Genomic DNA, 25,623 nt, shown 5'->3' on the forward strand with positions numbered 1-25,623 from the left:
AAGGTGCCGTTCGCGGCACCTTTTTTTATGCGCGCGGCAGACCGGTGAGCCGGTTTCCGTATGCGAGGCGAAAAAAACGGGCGTCCCTGGGGACGCCCGTTTTGCCATGACGACGTGAAACGATTCAGAAAATTGTCCGCAAACCGAGCGCAACGCCGGTCTGGTTGTCGCGGCCCGGCAGTTCGACCGACGCCGCGCCCGACACCTTGTCGAAATCGATGGTGCCGTACACCTCGGTGCGCTTCGACAGCGCGTACTCGGCCAGTGCGACGAACCTGTAGCGATAGCCACTGCCGAGCTGACCGGCGCCGCTCGCCGCGTTCGACATGTGGTCGTAGTACGCGGCGCCCGTCAGCGTCAGCGCGCGCGTGGCATGCCACGTGACGCCGGCGAACGGTCCGTTGTCGATGCGGCCCGAGCCCTTGACGATATCGACGCCCGCCACGAGCGTCTGCTGCGCGAGCGCGCTGTCGACGAAGCCGGTGTCGTCCTTCGAATGCAGATAGCCGACGTACAGCTTCGTCGAGTTGAACGCATAGACCGCGTTCGCGTTGAAGATGGTCTGCTTGTGATTGCTGTTGTCGCTGTTCTGCTGCACGCCGGCCGCGACCGACAGCGGACCCGCCACGTACGACAGCGTGAAGCCGTACATCTTGCCCGCGCCGAGATGGCCTGGCACCTGGCCCGAGAAGCCGCCGCCGCCGGTCGATTCCGAGTTCGTGCCGAATGAGTACATCGCGGCCACCGTCAGGCCTTTGAAAAAAAACGCCGGCTATCCGAGGCCGAGCCGACGATCGTCGTTTTTGGCGTTCGAGTTCGTCAGATAGCGCACGCTGACGTCGGCGACGCCATACAGCGTGATCGAGCTTTGTGCCGAAGCTTGTTCGGACGTCGCGGCAACGGCGGCGCCGCCGACGAGCGCGGCGGTCTTGATAAAGCGGATGGGTCTCAAAGGACTTCCTGCGTGTGGAGAGATTCTCTAGTTCGGACGCGGCGCGCGCCGAGTGGGGCGCCGCCGGGCGCGCCGATGATAGATCACCGTCCGTGCCGCGCCATCGCCGCTCTCGCGCAATGACCTATTGCCATTTTTGACAATTGCGCCGTTCCTGGTGACAAAAAGTTGACTTTCTCCCAGGCAAGCTTCGAGTAGTCTCGAGCGAATTGACGTATCGACACGACTTTCGGGGCGACGCCAGCACGCGTTTTACGCGTGCGCTTTCACGCATGAATAGTCCATCTTCCGAATCCATCGCGACCTCGCCGGTCGTTCAGGAGCTGACCGACGAGCAATGGCAGCGGGTCGCGCCGCTGTTACCTGAAACCTTGCATGATGACGGCCCGCGCCGTGGTCGTCCGCCGATCGAAATTCGCCACGTGCTCAATAGCGTGATGTGGGTGCTGCACACGCGCGCGCCGTGGAGCGCAATGCCCGAGCACTACGTCCCGTACCAGACCGCGCATCGCTACTATCTGCGCTGGAAAAAAACGGGCGTGTTGAGCGCGATCATGCTCGCGCTGTTCAAGACCGACGACGCTCTCGAAACGCGCGCGACGCGCAAGGGCGGCGTGCGCGCCGGGTAGCGAGCGCCAGTCGCGCCGCTAGATCTGTTCCCGCCCGTACGCAGCCAGCCGCTCGAGATCGAGCACCTCGATCCGGTTATACGACAGTCGCAAAATCCGCAGCTTCTCGAGGTTCTGCAGCGCCTGATTGATGCGCTGCCGCGACACTCCCGCGAGCAGACCGACTTCTTCCTGTGAAATCGCCAGTGTGCGACCCGTGTCCGGATACAGATCCGGATTGAACAGCTGCGCGAGCGATTGCGCGACGCGTGCGTCCACGTCGAGCAGCCGGGTGTTCTGGATCGACGCGATGAATTCCCCCATCCGGTTGTTCAATTGCCGGATCACGAAGCCCGTGAACGGCAGACTCGATTCGAGCAACGCATGGAAGGTCGCGGACGGCACGAACATCACGAGCGACGGCTGGATCGCGGCCACGTCGTATTTGCGCAATTCGCGCTTGATCACGCTGCCTTCGCCGAACCAGCCGCCCGGCGGCACGCCCGACAGCGTGCAGCTGCGGCCCGACGCGTTGTAGATAGCGAGCTTGACGAGCCCCGAGTGCACGCCGATCCAATAGTCGGACGGTTGCTGGCGGCGGGCGATCCACGCACCGCTTTCAAAGCGCTCGGCGTGTGTGCTGGCGAGCACCATCGCCTGATGATCGGCGGCGAGCGCGCGAAACCACGCGCACGCGACGAACAGTCGCGCGAGGTCGGCGGGCGCGACACGTTGGGGCGGCCGGGTGTCGGCGCGGTCAGTCAGCGGAGCGTCGGTCATCGGCGATAAGCGGTTTGGGAGCGGTGCCGGCTGAGCCAGGTCAAGGCGGGGCGTCAGTGGCGCCACTCTGTCATTTGAATGACAGACAGTTCATGACGACAATTGCTAGGCTAGGCCCTGGTTCATTCATAGAACACGGTCACGACAATCGGCGGCGCGGCTCGCGCCTCAGGAGACGAAGCAATGACACAGCACATGTTCGACGAAGGCCTCGGGCGGCGCGAGGCCAATTATGTCCCGTTGACGCCGATCGATTTCCTCGTGCGCGCAGCGCAAGTGTATGGCGAGCGGCTCGCGATCGTCCATGGGGAGATCCGCCGCAACTGGCGCGAGACCTATGAGCGTGCGCGGCGGCTCGCGAGCGCGCTGCACGAGGCCGGCATCGGCCGCGGCGACACGGTCGCCGCGCTGCTGCCGAACATCCCGCCGATGGTCGAGGCGCACTTCGGCGTGCCGATGGCCGGCGCCGTGCTGAATACACTGAACACGCGGCTCGACGTCGCGACGCTGCTGTTCATGCTGCGCCACGGTGAGGCGAAGGCGCTGATCGTCGACACCGAATACGGCGAGTTCGCGCATCGCGCGGCGCTAGAATTCCCGGAGCTCCGCGTGATCAGCGTGGCCGACGCGCAGCCCGCCGACGCCGCGCAGTTCATTCGCGCGACAGACTATGAGCAGTTCCTGCAAACCGGCGACCCGTCCTTCGAGTGGACCTCGCCCGCCGACGAATGGGACGCGATCGCGCTGAACTACACATCGGGCACGACCGGTGACCCGAAGGGCGTCGTCTACCATCACCGTGGCGCATATCTGAACGCGCTGAGCAACATTCTCGAATGGGACATGCCGAAGCACGCGGTCTATCTGTGGACGCTGCCGCTGTTCCACTGCAACGGCTGGTGCTTTCCGTGGACGGTGGCCGCCCGCGCGGGCGTCAACGTTTGTCTGCGCAAGTTCGACGCGAAGATCGTGTTCGAGTTGATTCGCCGCGAACACATCACGCATTACTGCGGAGCGCCGATCGTACAGAGTTCGCTCGTGAATGCGCCGGCCGAATGGCGCGGGGGCATCACGCATCGCGTGTCGACGATGGTCGCGGGCGCCGCGCCACCGCCCGCGGTGATCGCGAAGATGAAGCAGATCGGCTTCGATCTGACGCACGTGTACGGGCTCACCGAAACCTACGGACCGGCGGCCGTCTGCGCAAAGCAGGACGAATGGGACGCGCTCGACGATCAAATCCGCGCCGACCTGACCGCGCGCCAGGGCGTGCGTTATCACCTGCAGGCGGCGGTCGCGGTGCTCGATGCGGACACGCTCGCGCCGGTGCCGGACGACGGCGAAACGATCGGCGAGATCATGTTTCGCGGCAACATCTGCATGAAGGGCTATCTGAAGAACGAGCGCGCGACCGAAGCGGCTTTCAACGGCGGCTGGTTCCATACCGGCGATCTCGGCGTGCGCACGGCCGACGGCTATATCCGCATCCGCGACCGCAGCAAGGACATCATCATTTCGGGCGGTGAGAACATTTCGAGCATCGAGGTCGAGGACACGCTGTACCGGCATCCCGCGGTGTCGGTGGCGGCGGTGGTCGCGATGGCCGATCCGAAGTGGGGCGAGGTGCCGTGCGCGTTCATCGAGTTGAAGGAAGGCGCGCAGGTGACCGAGGAGGAAATCATCGCGCACTGCCGGCTGTTTCTGGCCGGCTACAAGTTGCCGAAGGCGGTGCGCTTTGGCGAGTTGCCCAAGACGTCGACGGGGAAGATCCAGAAGTTCGAGTTGCGCGCGCGGATCAAGGCGGAGGGGAAAGGGTGACGCGCCGCGATTACCGCTGATTCAGGGCGGCGCGAGTGGCGCGCATCGAGTCGCGACGGCGCGCGCCGCTTCGTGTTGCCGTCAAATTCCCACCTTGTGCGCGTTAAAAATCAGCCGCAGGCCCAGCGCGGTCACCGCGCTCGCGGCGATGCGATCGATCCACCCCTTCCAGCGCAGATAGATTTCGCGCGGCCGTTGGCTCGAAAAGCACAGTGCGACGATCGTATACCAGCCCGCCTCGATCGCGAAGATCGCCGGCGGCAGCGCGAAATAGCACCACACCGGCGGATGCTGCGGCAGCAGCGCAGCGAAGATACTGCCGTAATAGACAGCCGTTTTCGGATTGCTGAGCTGCGTGCTCAAGCCGATCCAGAACGACTTGCGCGGATTGCCGCCGCTGCCGGCTCGCGTTTCGCTGAACGCGAGCGGCTTCGCGGCGCCGCGCCAGATTTTCGACGCCAGATAGACCAGGTAGACGCCGCCGGCCACTTTCAGCCCGACGTAGAGCCATTCGACCGTCGCGAGCAGCGTATAGAGCCCGAGCAGCGCGATGCCGCTAAAAAACACACCGCCGATGCCCATGCCGAGCGCTGTCGCGAGACCGTCGCCGCGCGACAGACCGATCGCATTGCGTGCGACGATGACGAAGCTGGGCCCCGGACTCATCGCGCCCAATAGCAGCGCGGCGAGGATCGTGAGGATGGCGGTCGAGGCGGGCATGGTCGTGTCTCCTGATGTCGGGCCGATGCCAGAAGTTCTGGCGAATACAGAGTCTCGCATTGTCCGCCAATCGCGCGGCGGAAGCCACGAATACCGAAAACTCGGAAGTCGCGCAATCAATGCAATTAGAAAAAGTTCTTTGCTGCGGCCAAAACACATCGAATGCTAGAATGACTTTCCATACGCGGAAGCTCCCTCGTCACGACGAGGCGACGCACGACGCGAAACACGGGCGCAATTCGAGCCACGCCGATTTTTCGAGTAGCCGATTCGCCTGATTCCAGCGCTTCAACTCAGGCGCTTTAATTCAGGATCTGACAGGCATCACTTGCAAACGCGGGTTTTCACGCATTTGCATGGATCGCGTGAATTCGTCGAATTGCTTCCATTCAAATTGAATTACGCACGAGCCTCGCGTTGCTATGCGAGTTGCCCGTTTGTCTAATGCCAGCAAGAGCTGCGACACCAATACGTTATGAAACAACAACAACGACTGTTCGAACGCGACGAGAACCTGCGCGAGCGCATGATCGCGTGGATCCGCCGACGCATGGACGACCACGGCATCACATTCGAAGCGCTGGCCGAATCGCTCGAAGCCGATGCGAACGCCGTGGCCGCGGTGCTGTATCGCGACGCGTTCGGTAACACGTGGGACGGTCGCGGCGATAAACCGGCGTGGCTCGCGCGCGCGATTCACGCCGGACAAAGCATCGATCATTTCCGCTGCTGAGCGCGCGCAGGCGCACCGCGAAACGCCCGCGCGCAAAAAAGCCCGCGCAAGGCGGGCTCGATCTTTACTGCTCGGAGTCTCGCGACGAATCGCGCATCACAGGTCGAAAAACACGGTTTCCTGATCGCCCTGCATGTGGATGTCGAAGCGATACACGTTGGCCGTACCGGCAACGCGGCGCGCGATCAGCGTATTACGGCGCTCGGCCGGCACCGACGCCAGCACGGTGTCCTGCTCGTTCGCCTGCGCTTCGTCCTCGAAATAGATGCGCGTGAACGTGTGTAGCAGCATGCCGCGCATCGTCAGGATGACGTCGATGTGCGGCGCTTCGTCGGGATTCGGGCGGCCCGGCTTCACCGTCTCGACGATGAAGCGCTTGTGCGGATCCGTGCCCGTACCGACGCGCGCAAAGCCGTGAAAGCCCGTCTTCAAAATTTCTTCGCGCGATTCCGGATAGTGGCCGTTCGAGTCGACTTGCGACATCTCGATCATCGCGTCGCCGATCACCTTGCCGTCGCCGTCGAACACCTGACCGACGATCGTGATGTGCTCGCCGGCCGCTTCCATGTCGGCCAGAACGTTTGTGAACAGGCTCTTGAAGTCGAAATCGTATTGCTGCGGGCAAAGACCGTAGGCGAAGTACGGACCAACGGTTTGCGAAGGCGTTTGCTTGAGAGTCGTCATGGCTTAGCGCTCCATCGGGGTTTCGTTCGGGCCGCGCAGCACGATGTCGAAATCGTAGCCGAGCGCGTAGGCCTCTTGCGTGGTGTCGAGCGAGAACTTCGAGACCATGCGCTCACGGGCGCGCTCGGGCGTGCCCTGGTAGATCGGGTCGAATGCGAGCAGCGGATCGCCGGGAAAGTACATCTGCGTGACGAGACGCGAGCCGAAGTGGTCGCCGAACAGCGAGAAATGGATGTGCTGCGGACGCCAGGCGTTCGGATGGTTGCCCCACGGATACGCGCCCGGCTTGATGGTCATGAAGCGGTAACGGCCTTCGTTGTCGGTGATGCAGCGGCCCGCGCCGAGGAAGTTCGGGTCGAGCGGCGCGTCGTGCTGATCGGCCTTGTGCACATAGCGGCCGGCGGCGTTCGCTTGCCAGACTTCCACCAGCGTGTTGCGCACCGGGCGGCCGCCTTCGTCGAGCACACGGCCCGTCACGATGATGCGCTCGCCGAGCGGTTCGCCATTGCGCACCGCGTTGCGGGTCAGGTCGCTGTCGAGCGGGTCGAGGTCGTCGGTGCCGTAGACCGGTACGCGCTGGTCGCGCAGCCGTTCCTTCAGCGGAATCAGCGGACGCGACGGACCGCGTTTGACCGACGAACCGTACGGCGGATAGATGTACTCGGGATGGGACGCGAAATCTCGCGGCGAAAGAATTGAATCTTCCATGAGGTGTCTCCGTTGGAGGAATCGGGGGATGCGGCGTTATGACTCGCACTTTATACAAAGCGTGCGGTTATGAAAAATGACGTTTTTGCCCGTTTCGTATAACCTTCCGTTATGCAACGCAGTCTCGCGGATAGCCGCGTCAAATTCCGTCATCTCCAGTGCTTTCTGGCCGTCGCGCAGTTCGGCAGCGTCCAGCGGGCGGCGGACAGTTTGTCCATCACGCAGCCGGCGGTATCGAAGACGGTCGCCGAGCTGGAGACCATTCTCGGCGTGAAGCTGTTCGAGCGCGGCCGTCACGGCGCGGTGCCGACGCGCGAGGGGCAGCTTTTCATGCCGCACGCGAGCGCCTGCGTGAGCGCGCTGCGCCAGGGCGTCGATCTGCTTGCGCGGGCCGAGGGCGCGGCCGCCGCGACGCTCGAAGTCGGTGTGCTGCCCACCGTCGCCGCGGTGCTTGTACCGCCCGTGCTGAGACAGTTCGCGACGCAGTGGCCGCGCGTGATCGTGCGCCTCGCGACCGGCGCAAATCCGGAATTGCTCGAACGCCTGAAAGCGGGGTCGATCGAATTCGCGATCGGCCGCCTCGCGGACCCGGAGCGGATGGTCGGCCTGAGTTTCGAGCAACTGTTTACCGAGCCGCTGATCGCGGTCGTGCGCGCCGGGCATCCGCTGGCGCAAGGGAAGGCCTTGCCCGCCACGTCGCTGGAGGAATTTCCGATCGTGCTGCCGCCGTTCGGCACGCTGATCCGCCAATCGGCCGAGAGCCTGCTCGGCGCGTGGGGCGTGCCGCCGTTGTCGGCGTTCGTCGAGGTGCTGTCGGTATCGACGGGGCGCGCGCTGACGCTCGAAAACGGCGCGGTGTGGTTCGTGCCGCAAAGCGCGGTCGAATACGAACTCGCGCACGGCATGCTGGTGCGCTTGCCGCTGCCGTTTGCGGGCACCGGCGAGCCGGTGGGGCTGATTCGTCGCTCGGATACGCAGCCGTCGACGGTGGGACGCGCGTTCATCGAGGCGGTGCGCGAGGTCGCGCGGGGCAGACGGTTGCGAACGCCCCGCGACCCGGTGTAAAAACACGGTGCGAAAGCCGCCGCAGCCCGTTGTTCCTGCGGCACGCCGCGTGCGCGCCACGAGCGAGCACGCACCACGCAGCCCCTCGCGAACGACCGGAACACTTCGCGCCGAACCCGGAAAGACCGGCCCCCGCGTCGAAAGACCGTACAAGGAGATTGCCATGCCCAGCGACTTGCCCACTCCAGAGGCCGCGCAGCGCGCCGTATTGGCGCCGCAGCACAATCCGCTCGGCACGGCCGGCCTCGAGTTCGTCGAGTTCGCCGCGCGCGATCCGCAGGCGCTCGGCGAGACTTTCACGCGGCTCGGCTTCAAGGCGATCGCGCGTCATATCAGCAAGGATGTGACGCTGTATCGCCAGGGCGAGATGAATTTCCTGATCAACGCGGAGCCCGATTCGTTCGCAGCGCGCTACGCGGAAGAATACGGGGTCGGCATCTGCGCGATCGGGATTCGCGTCGCCGACGCACAGCGCGCGTTCGAACGCGCGGTGGAACTCGGCGCGTGGGCGTTCGAAGGCGAACGCCTCGGTGCCGGCGAACTGCTGATTCCGGCCATTCAAGGCATCGGCGATTCGCACATCTATTTCGTCGATCGTTGGCGCGGGCGGGGCGGTCAGCGCGGCGGCCTCGGCGATATCTCGATCTTCGACATCGACTTCCGGCCCATCGAAATCGACACGGCCGCAGCCGATCTGAATCACGCGGGCAGCGGCCTGATCGCGGTCGACCATCTGACGCAAACCGTTGGCGAAGGCCGCATGCAGGAGTGGATCGACTTCTATCGCGACCTGCTGAATTTCCGCGAGATCCACGAGCTGCACGCCAACTGGCATGTGTCGGCGGAATCGCGCGTGATGGTGTCGCCGTGCGGCGCGATCCGCGTGCCGCTGTACGAGGAAGGCACGGGCCGGACCAACCTGATGCACGAGTATTTGCCCGATCATCCGGGCGAAGGCGTGCAGCACATCGCGCTCGCCACCGACGACATCTTCGCGTGCGTCGAGCGTCTGCTCGCGAACGGCGTCGAATTCGTCGAGCCGCCGCCGCGCTACTACGAGCAGCTCGATGCACGTTTGCCGGGCCACGGGCTCGATGTCGAGCGACTGCGGCGCACGCATGTGCTCGTAGATGGCGAGATCGGCGCGGACGGCGTGCCGCTGCTGTTTTTCCAGACCTTCGTGCGGCGCCGCGCCGGCGAGATTTTCTTCGAGATCGTGCAACGCCAGGGACATCATGGCTTCGGCGAAGGCAATCTTGCCGCATTGGCCCAGGCACGCACCGGCAGCTGAACACTGCGCGTAGTCGCTGCGTGATTGGATCACTCACGCATGCGGCTTTCGTCACCTCACGCCCCCTCGGGCCGCTCCACCAACTCCGGATAAATCGCGCCGTATGCGGCGGCCTCACGCAGCAGCCACTCGCGGAAACTCGCGAGCGGCTTGCCGTGACTCAACTCGGTCGGATAGACAAGGTAGTACGCGGCCACGGCGAGCGCGGGTGTGTCGAACGGAATCACGAGACCGAACTGCTGCAACTGCGTGTCGACGAAAAAGCGCGGCACCAGCGCGATGCCGAGTCCGGCCGCGGCAGCGCTGATCAGCATCGTGTGCAGTTCGTAGCGCACGCCCTGCATCGTGCGGTTGTCGTCGACGCCGAGATTCGAGAACCAGTTCGCCCAGCCGTCGGGTCGCGTCGTCGAATGCAGCAGCGGATAGTTGAGCAATTCGGCGACGTTGCGGACCGGCCGCTTCAGCAGATTCGCCGCGCAGACCGGCACCACTTCCTCGCGGAACAGAAAATCGGCCGACGTACCCGGCCACGTCGGCTTGCCGTAATGAATTGCCGCTTCGAAATGCGTCTCGGCGAACGGAAACGTCGCGGTACGCACGCCCATGTTCACGCGCACGTCCGGGTATTGTTCATTGAATGTGGCCATGCGCGGAATCAGCCATTGCGATGCGAACGTCGGCAATACCGCGAGTTCCAGATAGCCGCCGCCGCTGCCGTGCGCGATGATCGATAGCGTGTCGCGATCGAGGTGTTCGAGCGAGCGTCTCACCTGCGCGCTGTAGACCTTGCCCGCGCGCGTCAGCACCACGCGTTGCTTGACGCGCACGAACAGCCGCACGCCGAGATTGCTTTCGAGCGTATTGATCTGTCGCGACACCGCGCTTTCGGTGAGGAACAGTTCGCGCGCCGCATGCGTGAAGCTCTGGTGCCGCGCGGCGGCTTCGAACGCGAGCAGCGCGCCCATGTTGGGAATCTTGAACTTTCGCACGTTAATTCCAAAAACGCATCAAGTGGCGAGTTTATCTCGCTTTACGGGGCGCAGCGCATTTCGAATAATCTCGCCCGTTATGAGGCGCTCGTGCAGCGCTCAACGTATAGCGTGGAGAAGCCGGATGCGAAACCTGAAGAATGCGAACGTCGAACAACTACTGGTGAAGCTGCTGGGCGCGGAGAAAGCCGCGCGCCTTTTTGCGACGCTGAATCATCCGCGTGTGTTGAACGAGTGGGAAAGCGGCAGCGTCACGCGCGCCGAACTCGCACAGGCGATAAACATGGCGCTGTTCGACGATCTGCTCGCGCGCTCGGAAAACGGCCGCCGCTATACGGAGGAAACCGTCGCCGCCGGCGGCAGCGTGTACTTCGATCATGGCGCGCTGCGCACCGTGCGCTGGCCGCACAGCGGCGCGCTGCCGCCCGGCGAGGCCGCGTTCGCGCGCATCCTGCGGCCGCTCGGCTTTCGGATCAACGGCCGTTACCCGCTCGATCGTCTCGGCATGACCGGCCGCGCGTGGGCGCATGAGGACGCCGCCGACGAGATCGCGCAGTTCTTCGTCAGCGAACTGCACCCGGAGCGTTTTTCCGCGGCGTTCCAGCAGGCGGTGACGAACGTGATCGGTGCCTCGCGCGATCCGTTGACGCCGCGCGCCCATGGCCTCTTGTGGGAACTCGAACGCGATGGCGTGCTGCCGCTCGATGCGGCGCAGGAGTTGCTACCGGTGATCGTCGGTGCGTTCGCGCGTCAGCACGAGATGCCACGCGAAGCCGATTACGAAGTATTGTTGAAGGAATCGGCGGAGATGGCGTGGATCGCTACCGAAGGTAACGCGTTCAATCACGCGACCGATCGCGTCGCGGACGTCTTCAAGCTGTCGGACGAACAGAAGGCGAAGGGTCGGCCGATGAAGCCCGAAGTCGAGCATTCGCGTTCCGGCCGCGTGTTCCAGACCGCGTATCGCGCGGATGTCGTGCAGCGTGAATTTCGCGCGGCCGACGGCAGCGTCGTCACGCGCGACGTGCCGGGCTCGTTCTACGAATTCATTACGCGCAAGCGCAGTTTCGATCAGGACGCGCGCCGCTGGGAAACGGACCTGCGTTTCGACGCGGGCAACGCACAGGGCATCTTCCGGATGACCGCGAGCCAGGCGGCCTGAGCGCTTACGGCGGCGCGAGCGCCGGCATCGCAGACGAGGTGCGCAGTGGGGACGTCATTGTCATTGGATGAAGAGCGGCGGGTTGGCGCGCAGCGGGGTGCTTTGCATGAACCGCGTGTCGCCACGCCTTTCTCGGCCAGCGCGGAGCTATTGCAGGCGCTCGAAAGCGACCTGCGCGAGCACGTGCGCGGCGAGGTGCGATTCGATCCGGGTTCCAAAGCATTGTACGCAGCGGATGCGTCGAACTATCGGCAAGTCCCGCTCGGTGTCGTGGTGCCGGCCGATATCGACGATCTGCTCGCAACGCTCGCCGCATGCCGTCGCAACGACGTGCCGTTTCTCGCGCGCGGTGGCGGCACGTCGCAGAACGGCCAATGCGTGAACGTCGCGGTCGTGGCCGACGCGAGCAAGTATCTGAACCGCGTCGTCTCGATCGATCCGCTTGCGGGCGTCGCGGTCGTCGAGCCGGGCGTGGTGTGCGACTCCTTGCGCGATGCCGCCGAACAGCACGGCCTCACGTTCGCACCCGATCCCGCCACGCATAGCCGCTGCACGCTCGGCGGCATGATCGCGAACAACTCGTGCGGCGCGCATTCGGTGATGGCCGGTAAGACCGTCGAGAACATCGAAGCGCTCGAAATCGCGACCTTCGACGGCGAGCGTTTCTGGGTCGGCCCGACCTCCGGGGAAGAACTCGAACGCATCACCGCGGCGGGTGGCCGACAAGGCGAAATCTACGCGGCGCTCAAGCAACTGCGCGACACCTACGCCGAACGGATTCGCGCGAAATTCTCGCAGATCAAGCGGCGCGTGTCAGGCTTCAATCTCGATCAACTGCTGCCGGAAAACGGCTTCAACGTCGCGCGTGCGCTCGTCGGTAGCGAAGGCACGTGCGCGGTCACGTTGCAGGCGAAAGTGAGGCTCGTGAAGAGTCCGGCCAGGCGCGTGATCGTCGTGGTCGGCTTTACCGACATCTATACGGCGGCGGACGCGGTGCCGCATTTCATGCGCTGCGGGCCGATCGCAGTCGAGGGACTCGACCGCGCGATCATTCGCGGCTTGCAGGCGCGCGGCCTGAAGAAGGACGAGATCGCACTGCTGCCCGAAGGCGAGGCGTGGGTCGTGCTCGAATTCGGCGCGGACACGCAGGACGAGGTGCTGCAACAGGCACGCGACGCCGCCGCGTATTTCCAATCGGGCGCGGCCGGGCCGCAAATCTCGACGATGCTCGTCGAAGATCGCGCGTTGCAGGCGAAGGTGTGGTCGATTCGCGAGACGGGGGCGTCGGCGGTCGCGTTGTCAGTGGATCGCGACAAGCCCGATCCGGTGGTCGGCTGGGAAGACGCGGCGGTCGATCCGCTGCGGCTCGGCGATTATCTGCGCGCGTTTCAGGCGCTCGTCGATCGCCATGGCTACGAGACGAGCCTGTACGGCCATTTCGGCGACGGCTGCGTGCACGCGCGCATCACGTTCGATCTGCGCAGCGCGGAAGGTATCGCGACGTGGCGCGGGTTCTTGCGCGAAGCGGCGGAACTGGTGGTCGAATTCGGCGGCTCGCTGTCGGGCGAACACGGCGATGGCCAGGCGAAGGCCGAGTTTCTGCCGATCATGTACGGCCCCGAGCTGATGCAGGCGATGGAGCAGTTCAAGGCGATCTGGGACCCGGCGAATCGTCTGAATCCGGGCAAAGTCGTGCATGCATACCGCGCCGACGAAAACCTGCGCATGGGCCCTGCGTACAAGCCGGTGATGCTGCATACGAAGCTCGCGTTCACGAGCCAGGAAGGCGACGGTTTTCAGCGTGCGATCGAACGCTGCATCGGCATGGGCAAATGCCGCTCGCTCGAAGGCGGCACGATGTGTCCGAGCTATCGCGGCACGCGCGAGGAAAAGTACTCGACGCGCGGGCGTGCGCATCTGTTCTGGGAAATGCTGCAAGGCGACGTGATCGCCGACGGCTGGAATAGCCGCGAAGTGAAAGAAGCGCTCGATACCTGCCTCGCATGCAAGGGCTGCAAGTCCGATTGCCCGACGCATACGGACATGGCGTCGTACAAGGCGGAGTTCCTTTCCCACTACTATGAGAACAATCGTCGGCCGCGTCAGGCGCTGTTCATGGGGCGGATCGGCGAATGGGCACCGTGGGCCGCGCGTTTTCCGCGCGCGACGAACTTTCTGACGACGGCGCCCGGTTTGTCCGCGCTCGGCAAATGGATCGCGGGTGTGGCGCAGACGCGTGCGTTGCCGCGGTTCGCCGCTGCAACTTATAGACGGAGTGCGTCGTCGCAAGCATCCGCGATTCATGCGCTCGGCGGCGACGCAAAGAAGGTGATCCTGTGGGTCGATACATTCAACGACCACTTCACGCCCGAGATCGCGCAGGCCGCCGCTGAGGTGCTCACGCAACTCGGCTGGCACGTCGTGTTGCCGAAGAAACGTTTGTGTTGCGGGCGTCCGCTGTACGACTTCGGCCTGCTCGAACGCGCGCGCGAGCTGCTCACGCATATCGTCGACGACCTCGCGGACGACATCGCCGCCGGCGTGCCGCTGGTCGGTCTGGAACCTGGCTGTCTATCGGTGTTCAAGGACGAGTTGCTGAAGCAACTCCCCGATCATGCGTTGGCGAAGAAGCTGTCCGCGCAAACATATCTGTTTGCCGAATTCGTCGCGCGTCAGCCGTTCGAGTGGCCGACGCTCGCGGCCGATGTGATCGTGCATGGCCATTGTCATCAGAAGGCGCTATTCGGCATGCAGGGCGACACGGCGTTGCTGAACAAGCTCGGCGTCAAATGGAAGCTGCTCGATACCGGCTGCTGCGGGATGGCGGGATCGTTCGGCTTCAACATCGAGCATCACGCGTTGTCGGAAAAGATCGGCGAGGACATGTTTGAGGCCGTGCGCGATGCTATGGCGGCGAATGCGGAAACGATCGTGCTGACCAACGGCTTCAGTTGTCGCGAGCAGATCGAGCACGGCACGGGGCGACACGCACTGCATATCGCGCAACTCGCGCAACGGGCGCTGGCGGCGCGCTGAGTGCAGGGCGCGCTATTTTATTTCTTCGCTGACTCGTTCGCGGCAGGCGGTGTATGCGGAAGGTCCGCATTGGTCGCCATCCACAACACTTCGGCGTCTTCCTCGCTGGTCGACACCGCCGCGTGGCCCGTGCGGCTGTCGAAGTAGAGGCTGTCGCCCGTGTTCAGATGTGTCGGCGCGTACAGCTCCGAATAGAGGCACACGCTGCCGCTGATCACGTAGAGAAACTCCTCGCCTTCGTGGCGGCCCCAGTCGTCGAATGCATCGAGCGTGTGCGCCGAGATGCGGATGCGAAACGGCAGCATCGCCTTGTGTGCCAGGTCGGTGGCGAGCAACTCCATCTGATAGCCGCGATAAGCGTGGCGCTGGCCTTCGTTCTTGCGCGTCAGCGCGCGCCGGCCGCTCGCGCTGACTTTCGGCGTCGAGCCGAACAGTTCGCCAATTTCGATCTTCAGGCCCAGCACGATTTTTTGCAGCACGTCGAACGTGGGGGACATCAGGCCGTTTTCGACTTTCGACAGCGTCGAGCGCGAGACACCGCACAGGCGGCTCGCGGTTTCGAGCGTCAGATCCTGCGCTTGACGGGCGGCGCGCACGCGCCGGCCGAGATCGGTGGAGGACGTGTCGGCGGATTTGGTGAGGTGGGTGTCCATGAGGCTTGCTGCTGGTCGGGTATGCGCTTGATCGGGCGAATAATGTTTCCGATCATAACATTTGGCGTGGCCGGGGCCTTTGCGCGCCGATTCAGGCGTTCGTGCGCTTTTCTCATCGGAAACGTCGCGGCTTTTCCGATGAGTTCGACGCAGCGTGGCGATCTCAAGTTGATGAGGCGTCCTTTGCGCGGCGTTTTTCACGCGCTGCGATTGAAAAGCTCATTGAGCTGGGTGCCCGCCGTCGCGCCGGTGAAGTCGAAGCGGCCATCGGCCAGCGCCTGAGCGGCGTGCATGAAGCCACCCCACGCCGCGCGCGCGAGCCCGCCGCCGACGCTGATCCGCCGCACGCCGAGCGCGGCCACGTCCAGCAACGTCAGGGTCGATGTCGAGCCGATCAGCAGATTGACGGGCTTCGGCGCGACGGCCGCGACGACCGCTTCGATCTGCTCGCGCGTCTGGATGCCGGGCGCATACAGGCAGTCGGCGCCCGCCGCCGCATAGGCCTTCAGACGGGCAATGGCATCGTCGAGATCGGGCTTGCCGGCGAAGAAATTCTCCGCGCGGCCGACGAGTAGCGTGTCGCCGCCGTTCTGATCGATCGCACGGCGGGCCGCGCTGAGCCGCTGCACGGCGACGTCGACCGGAAACAGCGGCGCGGCGGGGTTGCCGGTCGAGTCCTCGATCGACAGACCTGCGACGCCTGTTTCCACCGCGAGCGTCACGCTCTCGGCGACTTCTTCCGGGTCGCGGCCGAAGCCGTTTTCGAAGTCGGCGTTGACCGGCAGATCGGTCGCGTCGACGATTGCGCGCAGGTGCGCGAGGATCGTTTCGCGCGGCAATGTGTTGTCCGCATGTCCGGTCGACCACGCAAAACCGGAACTCGTCGTCGCGAGCGCCTTGAAGCCGAGTGTATGCAGATAACGGGCGCTGCCCGCGTCCCACGGATTGGGCAGCACGAAACAGCCAGACGAGTGCAGCGCGCGGAAAGCGGCGCGTTTTTCAGCGGCGGTGCGGGGCATCGCATGTCTCCTTGGTGTGAGGGAGCGGCTCCCTCGTTGAGGGGAAAACGCCGCGCCAATTGTTGCGCAGGCGAATCGGCATTCACCAGGGGAAAGTCTATGTCCATATCGAAACCGTGGTTGATGAAATGGGTGGCGACTTTCACAGACGTTTCCAATAATTCAAAATGACGACAGGCGAAGAAGCCGGCTCAGAGATGCGAAGGGCCGAGTGGGAAGACGGCATTCGCGACGAGGTCATTTCCCCAAAGGAGGCACAACATGAACATCGCGACCCAGATGCGGTCGATCCCTGCCGTGTTGGTGCTCACGCTCGTTGGCTGCGCCGCAGGCGGCGGGAATGGCGGCGCGCAAACGCATCTGAGTGCAACGCAATGCCGCGATCTGACCGACCTCAGGAACAAGGCACCGGCCACGCACCAGCGGAGCATGAGCGAACTGACAGCGCTGCGGCAAGCGGGCTACCACCCTGAACGACGCTTTGATCCTGACTATCCGGCGAGTCTCGAGCGCGCGCAGAGGCAGGTGGACATCTGGTATCAGGCGGAATGCCCGCAGGCACGGGCTGGGTGAATCTGCCGCGGCGTCAGAATTGGCGGTACGTTGTTAGTGCCGCATAAACGTAAAGAGCGGGCGCATGCCTTGAAAACATGCGCCCGCTTCATACCGGTTCGAAACGGCGAAAACCGCAAAGAGGGGAAAGGGCCGTTAACTCGAGAATCTTTCCTCGCTACGGACATTCGCTATACGTTCGCGACTCCTCACTGACCGTCCGGATTGACCCACATCGGATGATGGCCCGCTTGCGATGATCCACCCATCGACGACCCATAGCCAGACGTGTCGCCTTGGCCCTTCGCGTTCATCGCGGAGACGCGTGCCTCGGCCGCCTGGATGTCCGCGGGATACTGGGCATCGAGCACGATGGCCGGGTTATAGCCAATCTGTTCGAGTTGCTGCACCTCTGCCTTGACTTCGGCCCGCGTGATCGGCTGTTCCGATTGCGCGAACGACGCGACCGGCGCAGCGATCAGGGCCGTAAGCGCAACTGCCTGGATAAGCGATTTCATGATGTTTCCCTCCGTAGTTGTCTATCCGGCACCGCAGCGATACCGGTGCCATAAGCGCAGTCTAGAGGGGGGTGAACTTGGGGAAAACCACTAGCCGACTAATTCAGTATTGCAAAGAACGGGTAGTCGGCGAGCTGTAATCTCGCCGTCGCGGGTTCTCGTAAAACAGCGCAAAAGCGGCCGTCAATCTGGTCATACACCTTTGCGCACATCGACGCGATAACTCGTGATTTGCCGATAAGTATCTCCGGGTCGCACGATCACTTCGTTCTGCCCGGTCATATTGACCTCGTTCGGGAAACCGCCCGCCTCGAGGCACAAGCCGGCGTGCCGTTGATAGCGGACACCGTCGCGTCCCGGGTTGCCGTTCAACGCGTTGCCCGTGTAAAACTGCAAGCCCCGCTGATCGGTCGCGACGGTCAGTTCGCGTCCGCTGCCCGGATCGTATGCACAGGCGACTTCGCGCAGCGGCGGCGCGTGGCCGTCGTTGCCCTTCATCGCGTTTGCCGGCGCCTCGCGCAGCACGTAGCAATGATCGAAGCCGCCAGCGCGCGCGAGTTGCGCGTGCGGCCAGTCGAGCCGGCCGCCGATCGGCGCGCTCTGCCGGAAGTCGAATGCGTTGCCCGCGACGTCGGCGAGCTTGCACGGAATCATCGTCGCGTCGACTTCGAAAAAGCGCTCGGCGTCGATCGACAGCACGTGGCCGCGAATGTCGGTGCCCGCGCGCCCGGTCAGGTTGAAGTAGGGATGGCTCGTCAGATTGAGCGGCGTCGGCGCGTCGGTGATCGCTTCGTAGCCGATCGTCAGCGTGCCGTCGTCGTCGAGCGAATAGCGTACTTGCACCGTCACGTTGCCCGGAAAACCGGCATCGCCTTCGGGCGACTCGAGCCGCATCAGCAACGCGCCGTCGTCCTCGGCGACCTCCCACAACGCCCGATGAAAACCGACCGTGCCGCCGTGCAGCAGATTCGGACCTTCGTTGCGATCGAGCGTGTACTCGATGCCGTCGAGCGAAAAGCGCGCGCCCGCAATGCGATTCGCCCAGCGGCCGATCAGTCCGCCCATGTAGGTCGAGGCCGCCACGTATTCGGCGGGCGTGTCGTGACCGAGCAGAATATCGCCGAGACGTCCGGCGCGATCCGGTGCGTGCCATGAAACCAGCGTCGCACCGAGGTCGCTGATGGCGACTTTCATGCCGTGCGCGTTGCGCAACGTGTAAAGCCGTACGCGATCGCCGCCCTGCAGCGTGCCCCACGGCTCGGAAGTGAGTTGTGCGATGCTGATCATGTGGTCAGTGCGAAGAAAAAATAGAAAGCATGCTCAGCCAGCGGTTTTGGTCTTCGGGCCTACGCGCTCCTGGTATTCGCGCGGCGTGCAGCCGAGTTCGCGGCGAAATACCGCGTACATGTATTGCAGCGACGTGAAGCCGCAACGGATCGCGACTTCCGCGCTCGACGCATCGCGTTTCGCGAGCAGCGACTTCGCGACGTCGAGCTTGTGGCGCAGGATCTCCTGATGCACGGTGCACTGACGCTCGCGCCGGAAATACTCTTCGAGCGACGAACGCGATACGCCCACATAGTCGGCCACCTGCTCGGTGCGGATGCCCTGGCACGCGTACTGGCGAATGAAATGGCGGGCGCGCATCACGTAAGGACTCGCGAGCGGCTGATGCCGCGTCGATTCGAGCACGTTGATGCCCACCGGCGGCACCAGAATGCGGCGCCCCGGAAAGCGCGCGCCGTGCAGCATCTGATGCAGGATGTGCGCGGCGGTACGGCCCATTTCCTCGGTGCCCTGGATCACCGACGACAGCGGAATGCGCGTCAGCGTCCGCGTGAGCGGATCGTTGTCGATGCCGATGATCGCGACTTCCTCGGGCACCGGAATGCCCGCGATCAGACATGCCTGCAGCAAATGCCGCGCACGCGCGTCGGTCACCGCGATGATGCCGACCGGCTTCGGCAGTTGCCGCAGCCAGGTGGTCAGCTGTTCGATGGCCTGGTTCCAGGACGGCGCGCTCGTCGACAGACCGCGATAGATCTCGCTATCGATCTGCGCCGCGCTGCGTCCGTTGGCGCTGCGCAGGTGCGCGAAGGCGAGTTCGCGCTGTTGCGCCCAACGGTTTTCCTGCGCCTGCGGCAGGCTGTACAGCGCGAAGTTTTCGAGGCCCGCGCCGATCAGGTGCGTGTACGCGAGCGACACGAGCTTGCTGTTGTCGGTCGCGATATAGGGTAAATCCGGGGGGTACTGCGTCGGGTCCTCGTACGACGAACCGACCGCGACCACCGGCAGTGGACAGTCGCGCAGGGCTTCGTCGACGGCGGGATCGTCGAAGTCCGCGATGATGCCGTCGCCGTCGAAGCGCTGGATACCCGCGAGCCGGCAGCGGAAGTCTTCTTCGAGGAAGAGATCCCATGCGACGCGCGTCGACAGGAGGTAGTTGCCGATGCCGGTGATGATCTCGCGATCGTAGACCTTGTTCGCGTTGAACAGCAGCGCGATGCGATGGGTTGTCTGAGGTGCTTGTGGACGGGTCATGGCGGTGAGCGGCGGGTGGATCGATGGACCACGCGCCTTTGTCTCCATTGTGTCGGGTGCCTGGGAGCAACCCCGTTTTTAAGCGTCTGGTTATTCTAGGCGCCGAATCGCGCGACGGCAGTAAACAAACGCGCGGGCGGTAAGAAACATCAAGCGCGCTGCGCAATTTCGCAATTGCCGGCACATCGTGCAAGCGGCAGCATGGCGTCACTTTGTCGGCCTGCGCGGCTTCTCGCGTGGGTTGCAACGCAGCATACATTGGAGACGCCGATGTCCTACTTCGAACACATTCCGGAAATTCGTTACGAAGGTCCGCAATCGGACAACCCGCTCGCGTACCGTCACTACGACAAAACGAGGAAGGTACTCGGCAAGACGCTCGAGGAACATCTGCGTATCGCCGTCTGCTACTGGCATACCTTCGTATGGCCCGGCATCGATATCTTCGGTCAGGGCGCGTTCCGGCGGCCGTGGCAGCAACCCGGCGACGCAATGGAGCGGGCGCTGCAAAAGGCCGACGCCGCGTTCGAATTCTTCTCGAAGCTCGGCACGCCGTACTACACGTTCCACGATACCGACGTCGCGCCCGAAGGCGCGAGCGTGAAGGAATACAGCGAGAACTTCCTGCGCGTGTCCGACTACCTCGCGCGCAAGCAGCAGGATACCGGTGTCAAATTGCTGTGGGGCACCGCGAATCTGTTTTCGCATCCGCGTTACGCGGCCGGCGCCGCGACCAATCCGAATCCGGAAGTTTTCGCCTTTGCGGCGACCCAGGTGCGTCATGCGCTCGACGCGACGCTGCGCCTCGGCGGTGAAAACTACGTGTTGTGGGGTGGCCGCGAAGGCTACGACACGCTGCTGAACACCGACCTCGTGCGCGAGCGCGAGCAGTTCGCGCGCTTCCTGCACATGGTGGTCGAACACAAGCACCGGATCGGTTTCAAGGGCGCGCTGCTGATCGAGCCGAAGCCGCAGGAGCCGACCAAGCATCAATACGACTACGACGTCGCGACCGTGCACGGCTTCCTGCTGCAGCACGGCCTAGACAAGGAGATTCGCGTCAACATCGAGGCGAATCACGCGACGCTCGCGGGGCACTCGTTCCATCACGAGATTGCGACCGCATTTGCGCTCGGCATCTTCGGTAGCGTCGATGCGAATCGCGGCGATCCGCAAAATGGCTGGGACACCGACCAATTTCCCAACAGCGTCGAGGAACTCACGCTGGCCTTATACGAAATCCTGCGCCACGGCGGTTTCACGAGCGGCGGCATGAACTTCGATGCGAAAGTGCGGCGCCAGAGTGTCGATGCGGAAGACCTGTTTTATGGCCACGTCGGCGCGATCGACAACCTCGCGCTCGGCCTCGAACGCGCCGCGGTGCTGGTCGAAAACGAGCGCCTCGAGCAGTTCAAGCGGCAACGCTACGCGGACTGGGATGGCGAGTTCGGCCGCAAGATCCTGTCCGGCGACTACTCGCTGTCGACGCTTGCGGCGGACACGCTGGCGCGCGATCTGAATCCGCGGCATGTGAGCGGGCAACAGGAACACATGGAAAACATCGTAAATCAGGCGATTTATAGCGGACGTTGAATAAAGATCGCGCGGCCACGTCGACCGCGCGCACCAGCAAGCTGTGGGTTGTCGCTTGTCCGAGTCTGCGGCTCGCAGCGCAGACCGATACGTCCGGTATTCCGGCTATCACTACACAAAAGGAGACATCAATGAAATTTGCAATGCGTCGTAACGTCCTGAGTTCGCTGTTGTGCGGCGCGGTACTCGCCAGCCTGTCGCTCGCCGCGCCGCTCGCGCACGCCAGCAAGGCTCATCCGGAAATCGGCTTCTGTATCGACGATCTGCGCGTCGAGCGCTGGTCGCGCGATCGCGACTATTTCGTCGCCGCGGCGGAAAAGCTCGGCGCGAAGGTGTCGGTGCAATCGGCCGATGCGAGCGAAGAGCGCCAGATCTCGCAGATCGAAAACCTGATCTCGCGCGGCGTCGACGTGATTGTGATCGTGCCGTTCAACTCGAAGACGCTCGGCAACGTCGTGGCCGAAGCACGCAAAGCGGGCATCAAGGTCGTGTCGTATGACCGCCTGATTCTCGACGCCGATATCGACGCCTATATCTCGTTCGACAACGAGAAGGTCGGCGAGATGCAGGCGCAGGGCGTCTATGACGTGCGGCCGAAGGGCAACTACTTCCTGCTCGGCGGCGCACCGACCGACAACAACGCGAAGATGCTGCGCAAGGGCCAGTTGAAGGTGCTGCAACCGGCGATCGACAAGGGCGACATCAAGGTGGTCGGCCAGCAGTGGGTGCCGGAGTGGAGCGCATCGACCGCGCTGCGCATCATGGAAGACGCGCTGACCGCGAACAACAACAAGATCGACGCAGTCGTCGCGTCGAATGACGGCACCGCTGGCGGCGCGATCCAGGCGCTCGCCGCGCAGGGCCTCGCGGGCAAGGTACCGATCTCGGGTCAGGATGCCGACCTCGCTGCCGTGAAGCGCGTGGCGGCCGGCACGCAGACGATGACGGTCTACAAGCCGCTGAAGCTGATCGCGAGCGAAGCGGCGAAGCTGTCGGTCGCGCTTGCCAAGGGTGACAAGCCGGCGTTCAACGCGCAATACGACAACGGCAAGAAGAAGGTCGATACGGTGCTGCTGCAGCCGACCAAGCTGACCAAGGCGAACCTCGACACCGTCGTGAAGGACGGCTTCTACACGCAAGAGCAACTCGCGAGCAAATAACACAGAGACGGGCTATGTGAACGCCACGCTCCCGGGTCATCGCGCCCGGGAGCGTGATCGAACATTGGCCCAACTTGCAGCGAGGCATAGCGAATGACGCAACCTGTTCTGACGATGCGCGGCATCGTCAAAGCTTTTTCCGGCGTGAAGGCGCTCGACGGCATCGATCTGACCGTATCGCCGGGCGAATGCGTGGGCCTGTGCGGCGAAAACGGCGCGGGCAAATCGACGCTGATGAAGGTGCTGTCCGGCGTGTATCCGCACGGTACCTGGGATGGCGAAATAACCTGGGAAGGCCAGCCGCTGAAGGCCGCGAGCGTGCGCGACACCGAACGCGCGGGCATCATCATCATCCACCAGGAACTGATGCTCGTGCCGGAGTTGTCGGTCGCGGAAAACATCTTTCTCGGCAACGAAATCACGCTGCCCGGCGGCCGCATGAACTACGCGGCGATGTATCAGCGTGCCGACGAACTGTTGCGCGAACTCGGCATCAGCGGCATCAACGCCGCGCAGCCCGTGATGAACTACGGGGGCGGCCATCAGCAGTTGATCGAAATCGCGAAGGCGCTGAACAAGCGCGCGAAGCTGCTGATCCTCGACGAACCGTCGTCGTCGCTGACCGCCTCCGAAATCGCGATTCTGCTCGATATCGTGCGCGATCTGAAACGGCGCGGCATTGCCTGCGTGTACATTTCGCACAAGCTCGACGAAGTCGCGGCCGTCTGCGACACGATCAGCGTGATTCGCGACGGCCGCCATGTCGCGACCGAGCCGATGCACGCCCTGACGACCGAGCGGATCATCTCGCTGATGGTCGGCCGGGAGATCAAGAACCTGTTTCCGCGCGAGCCGCATCCGATCGGCGACGTGATCTTCGAAGCGCGCAACGTGACCTGTTTCGACGTGACGAATCCGCGCCGCAAGCGCGTGGACGACGTGTCGTTCTCGTTGCGGCGCGGCGAAATTCTCGGTGTCGCCGGGCTCGTCGGCGCGGGCCGCACCGAACTGATGCAGGCGATTTTCGGTGCGTATGCAGGCATCAGCGAGGCGCACGTCGTGCTCGACGGCAAGCCGCTGAAAATTCGCGCGCCAATCGACGCGATTCGCGCCGGCATCGCGATGGTGCCCGAGGATCGCAAACGCCACGGCATCGTGCCCGGCATGAGCGTCGGCCATAACATCACGCTTGCGGTGTTGCAGCGTTTCGCGTCGGGTGGACGTATCGATTCCGCGGCCGAACTCGACACGATTCAGACGGAAATGAAGCGGCTTTCCGTGCGCGCCGCGAATCCGATGTTATCGATTGCAAGTCTGTCGGGCGGCAATCAGCAGAAGGCCGTGCTCACGCGCATGCTGCTGACCAACCCGACCGTGCTGATTCTCGACGAACCGACACGCGGCGTCGACGTCGGCGCCAAATACGAGATCTACAAGCTGATCTTCCAGCTGGCGCAGCGCGGCATGTCGATCGTGATGGTGTCGTCCGAATTGCCGGAAGTGCTCGGCATCAGCGACCGAGTGCTCGTGATCGGCGAAGGCGAGTTGCGCGGCGACTTCATCAACGACGGTCTCACGCAGGAAGACATTCTCGGCGCCGCGATCCGCCCCGTGCACCTATCTTCGAACCCAACCGCAGCGAGTGCCGCATGACTCCCGAAGTAACTTCCCAACGCACCGACAACGCCGCGCCGCGAGGCGCATTCGGCGGCACGCAACGGATCCAGCAACTGTTCGCGCGCTACAAGATTCTCGCGCTGCTGATCGCCGTCGCCGTGATCTGGATTTTCTTTTCGGCGCTCACGCACGGCGCGTTCGTCACGCCGCGCAATCTGTCGAATCTACTGCGGCAGATGTCGATTACCGGCATGCTCGCGTGCGGCATGGTGTTCGTGATCATCGCTGGTGAAATCGATCTGTCGGTCGGTTCGCTGCTCGGTTTGCTCGGCGGCGTTGCGGCGATTCTCGACGTGAACCGGCACTGGCCGATCGGCGTGACGATTCCGGTCGTGTTGCTGCTCGGCATCGCGGTCGGCATGTTCAACGGCTGGTGGTCGACGTATCGGCGCGTGCCGTCGTTTATCGTCGGGCTCGGCGGCATGCTCGCGTATCGCGGCATTCTGCTCGGCATTACCGGAGGGTCGACGATCGCGCCGGTGTCGGACAGCTTCGTGTTCGTCGGCCAGGGCTATCTGCCGCGGCTCGCCGGCGACACGCTCGCCGTCGTGCTGTTCCTGCTGCTGGCATTCCTGACGATCCGCCAGCGCGCGAATCGGCAGCGTTATCAGTTGCGCGTCGTGCCGTTCTGGCAGGACGTCGCGAAGGTGATCGGCGCAGGCGCGATTCTCGCCGGCTTCATCGCGATGCTCGACACTTACGGCGGCATTCCGGTGCCGGTGTTGCTGCTGCTCGCGCTGCTCGGCGTCTTCACGTGGATTTCGACGCAGACCGTGTTCGGACGCCGCATCTACGCGGTCGGCTCGAACCTCGAAGCGACGCGGCTGTCGGGTGTCAACACCGACCGCGTGAAGCTCGCGATCTTCGCGCTGATGGGGCTGATGTGCGCGTTTGCCGGCATCGTCAACACGGCGCGGCTCGCGGCCGGTTCGCCGTCGGCGGGCTCGATGGGCGAACTCGACGCGATCGCCGCGTGCTTTATCGGCGGCACCTCGATGCGCGGCGGCTCCGGCACCGTGTATGGCGCGCTGATCGGCGCGCTCGTCATGGCGAGCCTCGACAACGGCATGTCCATGCTCGACGTCGACGCGTTCTGGCAGATGATCGTGAAGGGCGGCATCCTCGTGCTGGCCGTGTGGATCGACGTGGTGTCGGGTTCGAACCGCCGTTGATCCGGTCGCATGATCGCCTGATTGACTCAAGCGCAAGGTTCGCGGTGTACCGGCGGTGACTTACGCCGGCACACCGCCGCCTCTGCGCGGTCGCAGTTAATGAAACACCCCACGACTTTCCCCCGCCGCTTTCAGTCCCCGCCTTCCCACGCCGCATGGCCGCTCGAGGTTCACGCGCGCATTTAAGTCTCA

At 63.8% G+C, this 25,623-nt stretch carries 22 protein-coding genes and 1 pseudogene; 12 read left to right on the top strand and 11 right to left on the bottom strand.

What is annotated here, in order from left to right; all coding sequences use genetic code 11:
• Positions 1 to 124 precede the first annotated feature (124 nt).
• Positions 125 to 952: pseudogene (locus F6X39_RS17855) on the bottom strand (porin).
• A 272-nt stretch (positions 953 to 1,224) separates the two neighbouring features.
• Between F6X39_RS17855 and F6X39_RS17860 the strand changes: the two are divergent.
• Positions 1,225 to 1,581 carry a transposase gene (locus F6X39_RS17860; protein WP_187617569.1) on the top strand — a complete coding sequence of 119 codons (357 nt, stop codon included), beginning with the start codon at positions 1,225 to 1,227 and terminating at the stop codon, positions 1,579 to 1,581.
• A gap of 18 nt (positions 1,582 to 1,599) precedes the next feature.
• Here the strand turns inward: F6X39_RS17860 and F6X39_RS17865 are convergent, their stop codons facing one another.
• Positions 1,600 to 2,340 carry a Crp/Fnr family transcriptional regulator gene (locus F6X39_RS17865; protein ID WP_187617570.1) on the bottom strand — a complete coding sequence of 247 codons (741 nt, stop codon included), beginning with the start codon at positions 2,338 to 2,340 and terminating at the stop codon, positions 1,600 to 1,602.
• A 183-nt stretch (positions 2,341 to 2,523) separates the two neighbouring features.
• Between F6X39_RS17865 and F6X39_RS17870 the strand changes: the two genes are divergently transcribed.
• Positions 2,524 to 4,158: an acyl-CoA synthetase gene (locus tag F6X39_RS17870; RefSeq protein WP_187617571.1), complete on the top strand. Its 1,635-nt coding sequence runs from the start codon at positions 2,524 to 2,526 to the stop codon at positions 4,156 to 4,158.
• Between the two features lie 81 nt (positions 4,159 to 4,239).
• On the opposite strand, the gene F6X39_RS17875 is transcribed toward F6X39_RS17870, so the two are convergent.
• Positions 4,240 to 4,878, bottom strand: a complete 639-nt coding sequence (locus F6X39_RS17875) for a LysE family translocator (protein ID WP_187617572.1) — start codon at positions 4,876 to 4,878, stop codon at positions 4,240 to 4,242.
• A gap of 475 nt (positions 4,879 to 5,353) precedes the next feature.
• Between F6X39_RS17875 and F6X39_RS17880 the strand changes: the two genes are divergently transcribed.
• The gene (locus tag F6X39_RS17880; RefSeq protein WP_184036253.1) at positions 5,354 to 5,611 is read left to right on the top strand and encodes an H-NS family nucleoid-associated regulatory protein; all 258 of its coding nucleotides are present in this window, start codon (positions 5,354 to 5,356) and stop codon (positions 5,609 to 5,611) included.
• A gap of 96 nt (positions 5,612 to 5,707) precedes the next feature.
• On the opposite strand, the gene pcaG is transcribed toward F6X39_RS17880, so the two are convergent.
• Entirely contained in the window at positions 5,708 to 6,295 is a 588-nt protein-coding gene (gene pcaG, locus F6X39_RS17885) for a protocatechuate 3,4-dioxygenase subunit alpha (protein ID WP_187617573.1), read from the bottom strand.
• A 3-nt stretch (positions 6,296 to 6,298) separates the two neighbouring features.
• The gene (pcaH, locus tag F6X39_RS17890) at positions 6,299 to 7,003 is read right to left on the bottom strand and encodes a protocatechuate 3,4-dioxygenase subunit beta (RefSeq protein WP_187617574.1); all 705 of its coding nucleotides are present in this window, start codon (positions 7,001 to 7,003) and stop codon (positions 6,299 to 6,301) included.
• 111 nt (positions 7,004 to 7,114) lie between these two features.
• Here pcaH and pcaQ point away from each other — a divergent pair, with 111 nt between their 5' ends.
• Both pcaQ and F6X39_RS17900 read left to right on the top strand, forming a co-directional pair.
• Positions 7,115 to 8,068 carry a pca operon transcription factor PcaQ gene (gene pcaQ / locus F6X39_RS17895; RefSeq protein WP_090808443.1) on the top strand — a complete coding sequence of 318 codons (954 nt, stop codon included), beginning with the start codon at positions 7,115 to 7,117 and terminating at the stop codon, positions 8,066 to 8,068.
• A gap of 163 nt (positions 8,069 to 8,231) precedes the next feature.
• The gene (locus tag F6X39_RS17900; protein ID WP_187617575.1) at positions 8,232 to 9,359 is read left to right on the top strand and encodes a 4-hydroxyphenylpyruvate dioxygenase family protein; all 1,128 of its coding nucleotides are present in this window, start codon (positions 8,232 to 8,234) and stop codon (positions 9,357 to 9,359) included.
• A gap of 56 nt (positions 9,360 to 9,415) precedes the next feature.
• Here F6X39_RS17900 and F6X39_RS17905 read toward each other — a convergent pair whose 3' ends face one another.
• On the bottom strand, positions 9,416 to 10,348 hold the full coding sequence (locus F6X39_RS17905) for a LysR substrate-binding domain-containing protein (RefSeq protein ID WP_187617576.1): 933 nt from the start codon (positions 10,346 to 10,348) through the stop codon (positions 9,416 to 9,418).
• A 124-nt stretch (positions 10,349 to 10,472) separates the two neighbouring features.
• Here F6X39_RS17905 and F6X39_RS17910 point away from each other — a divergent pair, with 124 nt between their 5' ends.
• The gene (locus F6X39_RS17910) at positions 10,473 to 11,510 is read left to right on the top strand and encodes a DUF1338 domain-containing protein (RefSeq protein WP_187617577.1); all 1,038 of its coding nucleotides are present in this window, start codon (positions 10,473 to 10,475) and stop codon (positions 11,508 to 11,510) included.
• A 63-nt stretch (positions 11,511 to 11,573) separates the two neighbouring features.
• Positions 11,574 to 14,546, top strand: coding sequence for an FAD-binding and (Fe-S)-binding domain-containing protein (locus F6X39_RS17915; protein WP_187617596.1), 2,973 nt, complete (start codon positions 11,574 to 11,576; stop codon positions 14,544 to 14,546).
• A gap of 17 nt (positions 14,547 to 14,563) precedes the next feature.
• On the opposite strand, the gene F6X39_RS17920 is transcribed toward F6X39_RS17915, so the two are convergent.
• Together F6X39_RS17920 and F6X39_RS17925 are read right to left on the bottom strand one after the other, a co-directional pair.
• Positions 14,564 to 15,199: a helix-turn-helix domain-containing protein gene (locus F6X39_RS17920; protein WP_090808454.1), complete on the bottom strand. Its 636-nt coding sequence runs from the start codon at positions 15,197 to 15,199 to the stop codon at positions 14,564 to 14,566.
• Positions 15,200 to 15,396: 197 nt separating this feature from the next.
• A complete protein-coding gene (locus F6X39_RS17925; RefSeq protein ID WP_187617578.1) occupies positions 15,397 to 16,218 on the bottom strand; it encodes an oxaloacetate decarboxylase in 822 nt (273 codons plus the stop codon).
• A 261-nt stretch (positions 16,219 to 16,479) separates the two neighbouring features.
• Between F6X39_RS17925 and F6X39_RS17930 the strand changes: the two genes are divergently transcribed.
• Positions 16,480 to 16,791, top strand: a complete 312-nt coding sequence (locus F6X39_RS17930; protein WP_187617579.1) for a hypothetical protein — start codon at positions 16,480 to 16,482, stop codon at positions 16,789 to 16,791.
• A gap of 188 nt (positions 16,792 to 16,979) precedes the next feature.
• Here the strand turns inward: F6X39_RS17930 and F6X39_RS17935 are convergent, their stop codons facing one another.
• From F6X39_RS17935 to F6X39_RS17945, 3 genes are all read right to left on the bottom strand, one after another.
• Positions 16,980 to 17,288 carry a DUF4148 domain-containing protein gene (locus F6X39_RS17935; protein ID WP_187617580.1) on the bottom strand — a complete coding sequence of 103 codons (309 nt, stop codon included), beginning with the start codon at positions 17,286 to 17,288 and terminating at the stop codon, positions 16,980 to 16,982.
• Between the two features lie 192 nt (positions 17,289 to 17,480).
• On the bottom strand, positions 17,481 to 18,575 hold the full coding sequence (locus F6X39_RS17940; protein WP_187617581.1) for an aldose epimerase family protein: 1,095 nt from the start codon (positions 18,573 to 18,575) through the stop codon (positions 17,481 to 17,483).
• 33 nt (positions 18,576 to 18,608) lie between these two features.
• Positions 18,609 to 19,829 (bottom strand): XylR family transcriptional regulator, encoded by a 1,221-nt coding sequence (locus F6X39_RS17945; protein ID WP_187617582.1) that lies wholly within the window; start codon positions 19,827 to 19,829, stop codon positions 18,609 to 18,611.
• A gap of 270 nt (positions 19,830 to 20,099) precedes the next feature.
• Here F6X39_RS17945 and xylA point away from each other — a divergent pair, with 270 nt between their 5' ends.
• From xylA to F6X39_RS17965, 4 genes are all read left to right on the top strand, one after another.
• Positions 20,100 to 21,422, top strand: a complete 1,323-nt coding sequence (xylA, locus tag F6X39_RS17950; RefSeq protein WP_187617583.1) for a xylose isomerase — start codon at positions 20,100 to 20,102, stop codon at positions 21,420 to 21,422.
• A gap of 131 nt (positions 21,423 to 21,553) precedes the next feature.
• The gene (gene xylF, locus F6X39_RS17955; RefSeq protein WP_184036310.1) at positions 21,554 to 22,582 is read left to right on the top strand and encodes a D-xylose ABC transporter substrate-binding protein; all 1,029 of its coding nucleotides are present in this window, start codon (positions 21,554 to 21,556) and stop codon (positions 22,580 to 22,582) included.
• A 93-nt stretch (positions 22,583 to 22,675) separates the two neighbouring features.
• A complete protein-coding gene (gene xylG / locus F6X39_RS17960; RefSeq protein ID WP_184057424.1) occupies positions 22,676 to 24,235 on the top strand; it encodes a D-xylose ABC transporter ATP-binding protein in 1,560 nt (519 codons plus the stop codon).
• Positions 24,232 to 25,431: a sugar ABC transporter permease gene (locus F6X39_RS17965; RefSeq protein WP_187617584.1), complete on the top strand. Its 1,200-nt coding sequence runs from the start codon at positions 24,232 to 24,234 to the stop codon at positions 25,429 to 25,431. Before xylG ends, F6X39_RS17965 begins: the two co-directional genes overlap by 4 nt.
• The last annotated feature ends 192 nt before the right edge of the window (positions 25,432 to 25,623 follow it).

It is taken from the genome of Paraburkholderia sp. UCT2, from assembly GCF_014397665.1.
GTDB classification, from domain to species: Bacteria; Pseudomonadota; Gammaproteobacteria; order Burkholderiales; family Burkholderiaceae; genus Paraburkholderia; species Paraburkholderia tuberum.

Bases quoted from the DNA above. Each gene is read 5' to 3' on its own strand.
- F6X39_RS17900 (WP_187617575.1), top strand. From the start codon at position 8,232: ATGCCCAGCGACTTGCCCACTCCAGAGGCCGCGCAGCGCGCCGTATTG.
- xylF (WP_184036310.1), top strand. From the start codon at position 21,554: ATGAAATTTGCAATGCGTCGTAACGTCCTGAGTTCGCTGTTGTGCGGC.
- F6X39_RS17940 (WP_187617581.1), bottom strand. From the start codon at position 18,575: ATGATCAGCATCGCACAACTCACTTCCGAGCCGTGGGGCACGCTGCAG.
- F6X39_RS17865 (WP_187617570.1), bottom strand. From the start codon at position 2,340: ATGACCGACGCTCCGCTGACTGACCGCGCCGACACCCGGCCGCCCCAA.
- F6X39_RS17930 (WP_187617579.1), top strand. From the start codon at position 16,480: ATGAACATCGCGACCCAGATGCGGTCGATCCCTGCCGTGTTGGTGCTC.
- xylG (WP_184057424.1), top strand. From the start codon at position 22,676: ATGACGCAACCTGTTCTGACGATGCGCGGCATCGTCAAAGCTTTTTCC.
- F6X39_RS17945 (WP_187617582.1), bottom strand. From the start codon at position 19,829: ATGACCCGTCCACAAGCACCTCAGACAACCCATCGCATCGCGCTGCTG.
- F6X39_RS17860 (WP_187617569.1), top strand. From the start codon at position 1,225: ATGAATAGTCCATCTTCCGAATCCATCGCGACCTCGCCGGTCGTTCAG.
- F6X39_RS17880 (WP_184036253.1), top strand. From the start codon at position 5,354: ATGAAACAACAACAACGACTGTTCGAACGCGACGAGAACCTGCGCGAG.
- F6X39_RS17870 (WP_187617571.1), top strand. From the start codon at position 2,524: ATGACACAGCACATGTTCGACGAAGGCCTCGGGCGGCGCGAGGCCAAT.
- pcaH (WP_187617574.1), bottom strand. From the start codon at position 7,003: ATGGAAGATTCAATTCTTTCGCCGCGAGATTTCGCGTCCCATCCCGAG.
- F6X39_RS17925 (WP_187617578.1), bottom strand. From the start codon at position 16,218: ATGCCCCGCACCGCCGCTGAAAAACGCGCCGCTTTCCGCGCGCTGCAC.
- xylA (WP_187617583.1), top strand. From the start codon at position 20,100: ATGTCCTACTTCGAACACATTCCGGAAATTCGTTACGAAGGTCCGCAA.
- F6X39_RS17875 (WP_187617572.1), bottom strand. From the start codon at position 4,878: ATGCCCGCCTCGACCGCCATCCTCACGATCCTCGCCGCGCTGCTATTG.
- F6X39_RS17910 (WP_187617577.1), top strand. From the start codon at position 10,473: ATGCGAAACCTGAAGAATGCGAACGTCGAACAACTACTGGTGAAGCTG.
- F6X39_RS17920 (WP_090808454.1), bottom strand. From the start codon at position 15,199: ATGGACACCCACCTCACCAAATCCGCCGACACGTCCTCCACCGATCTC.
- pcaQ (WP_090808443.1), top strand. From the start codon at position 7,115: ATGCAACGCAGTCTCGCGGATAGCCGCGTCAAATTCCGTCATCTCCAG.
- F6X39_RS17935 (WP_187617580.1), bottom strand. From the start codon at position 17,288: ATGAAATCGCTTATCCAGGCAGTTGCGCTTACGGCCCTGATCGCTGCG.
- pcaG (WP_187617573.1), bottom strand. From the start codon at position 6,295: ATGACGACTCTCAAGCAAACGCCTTCGCAAACCGTTGGTCCGTACTTC.
- F6X39_RS17965 (WP_187617584.1), top strand. From the start codon at position 24,232: ATGACTCCCGAAGTAACTTCCCAACGCACCGACAACGCCGCGCCGCGA.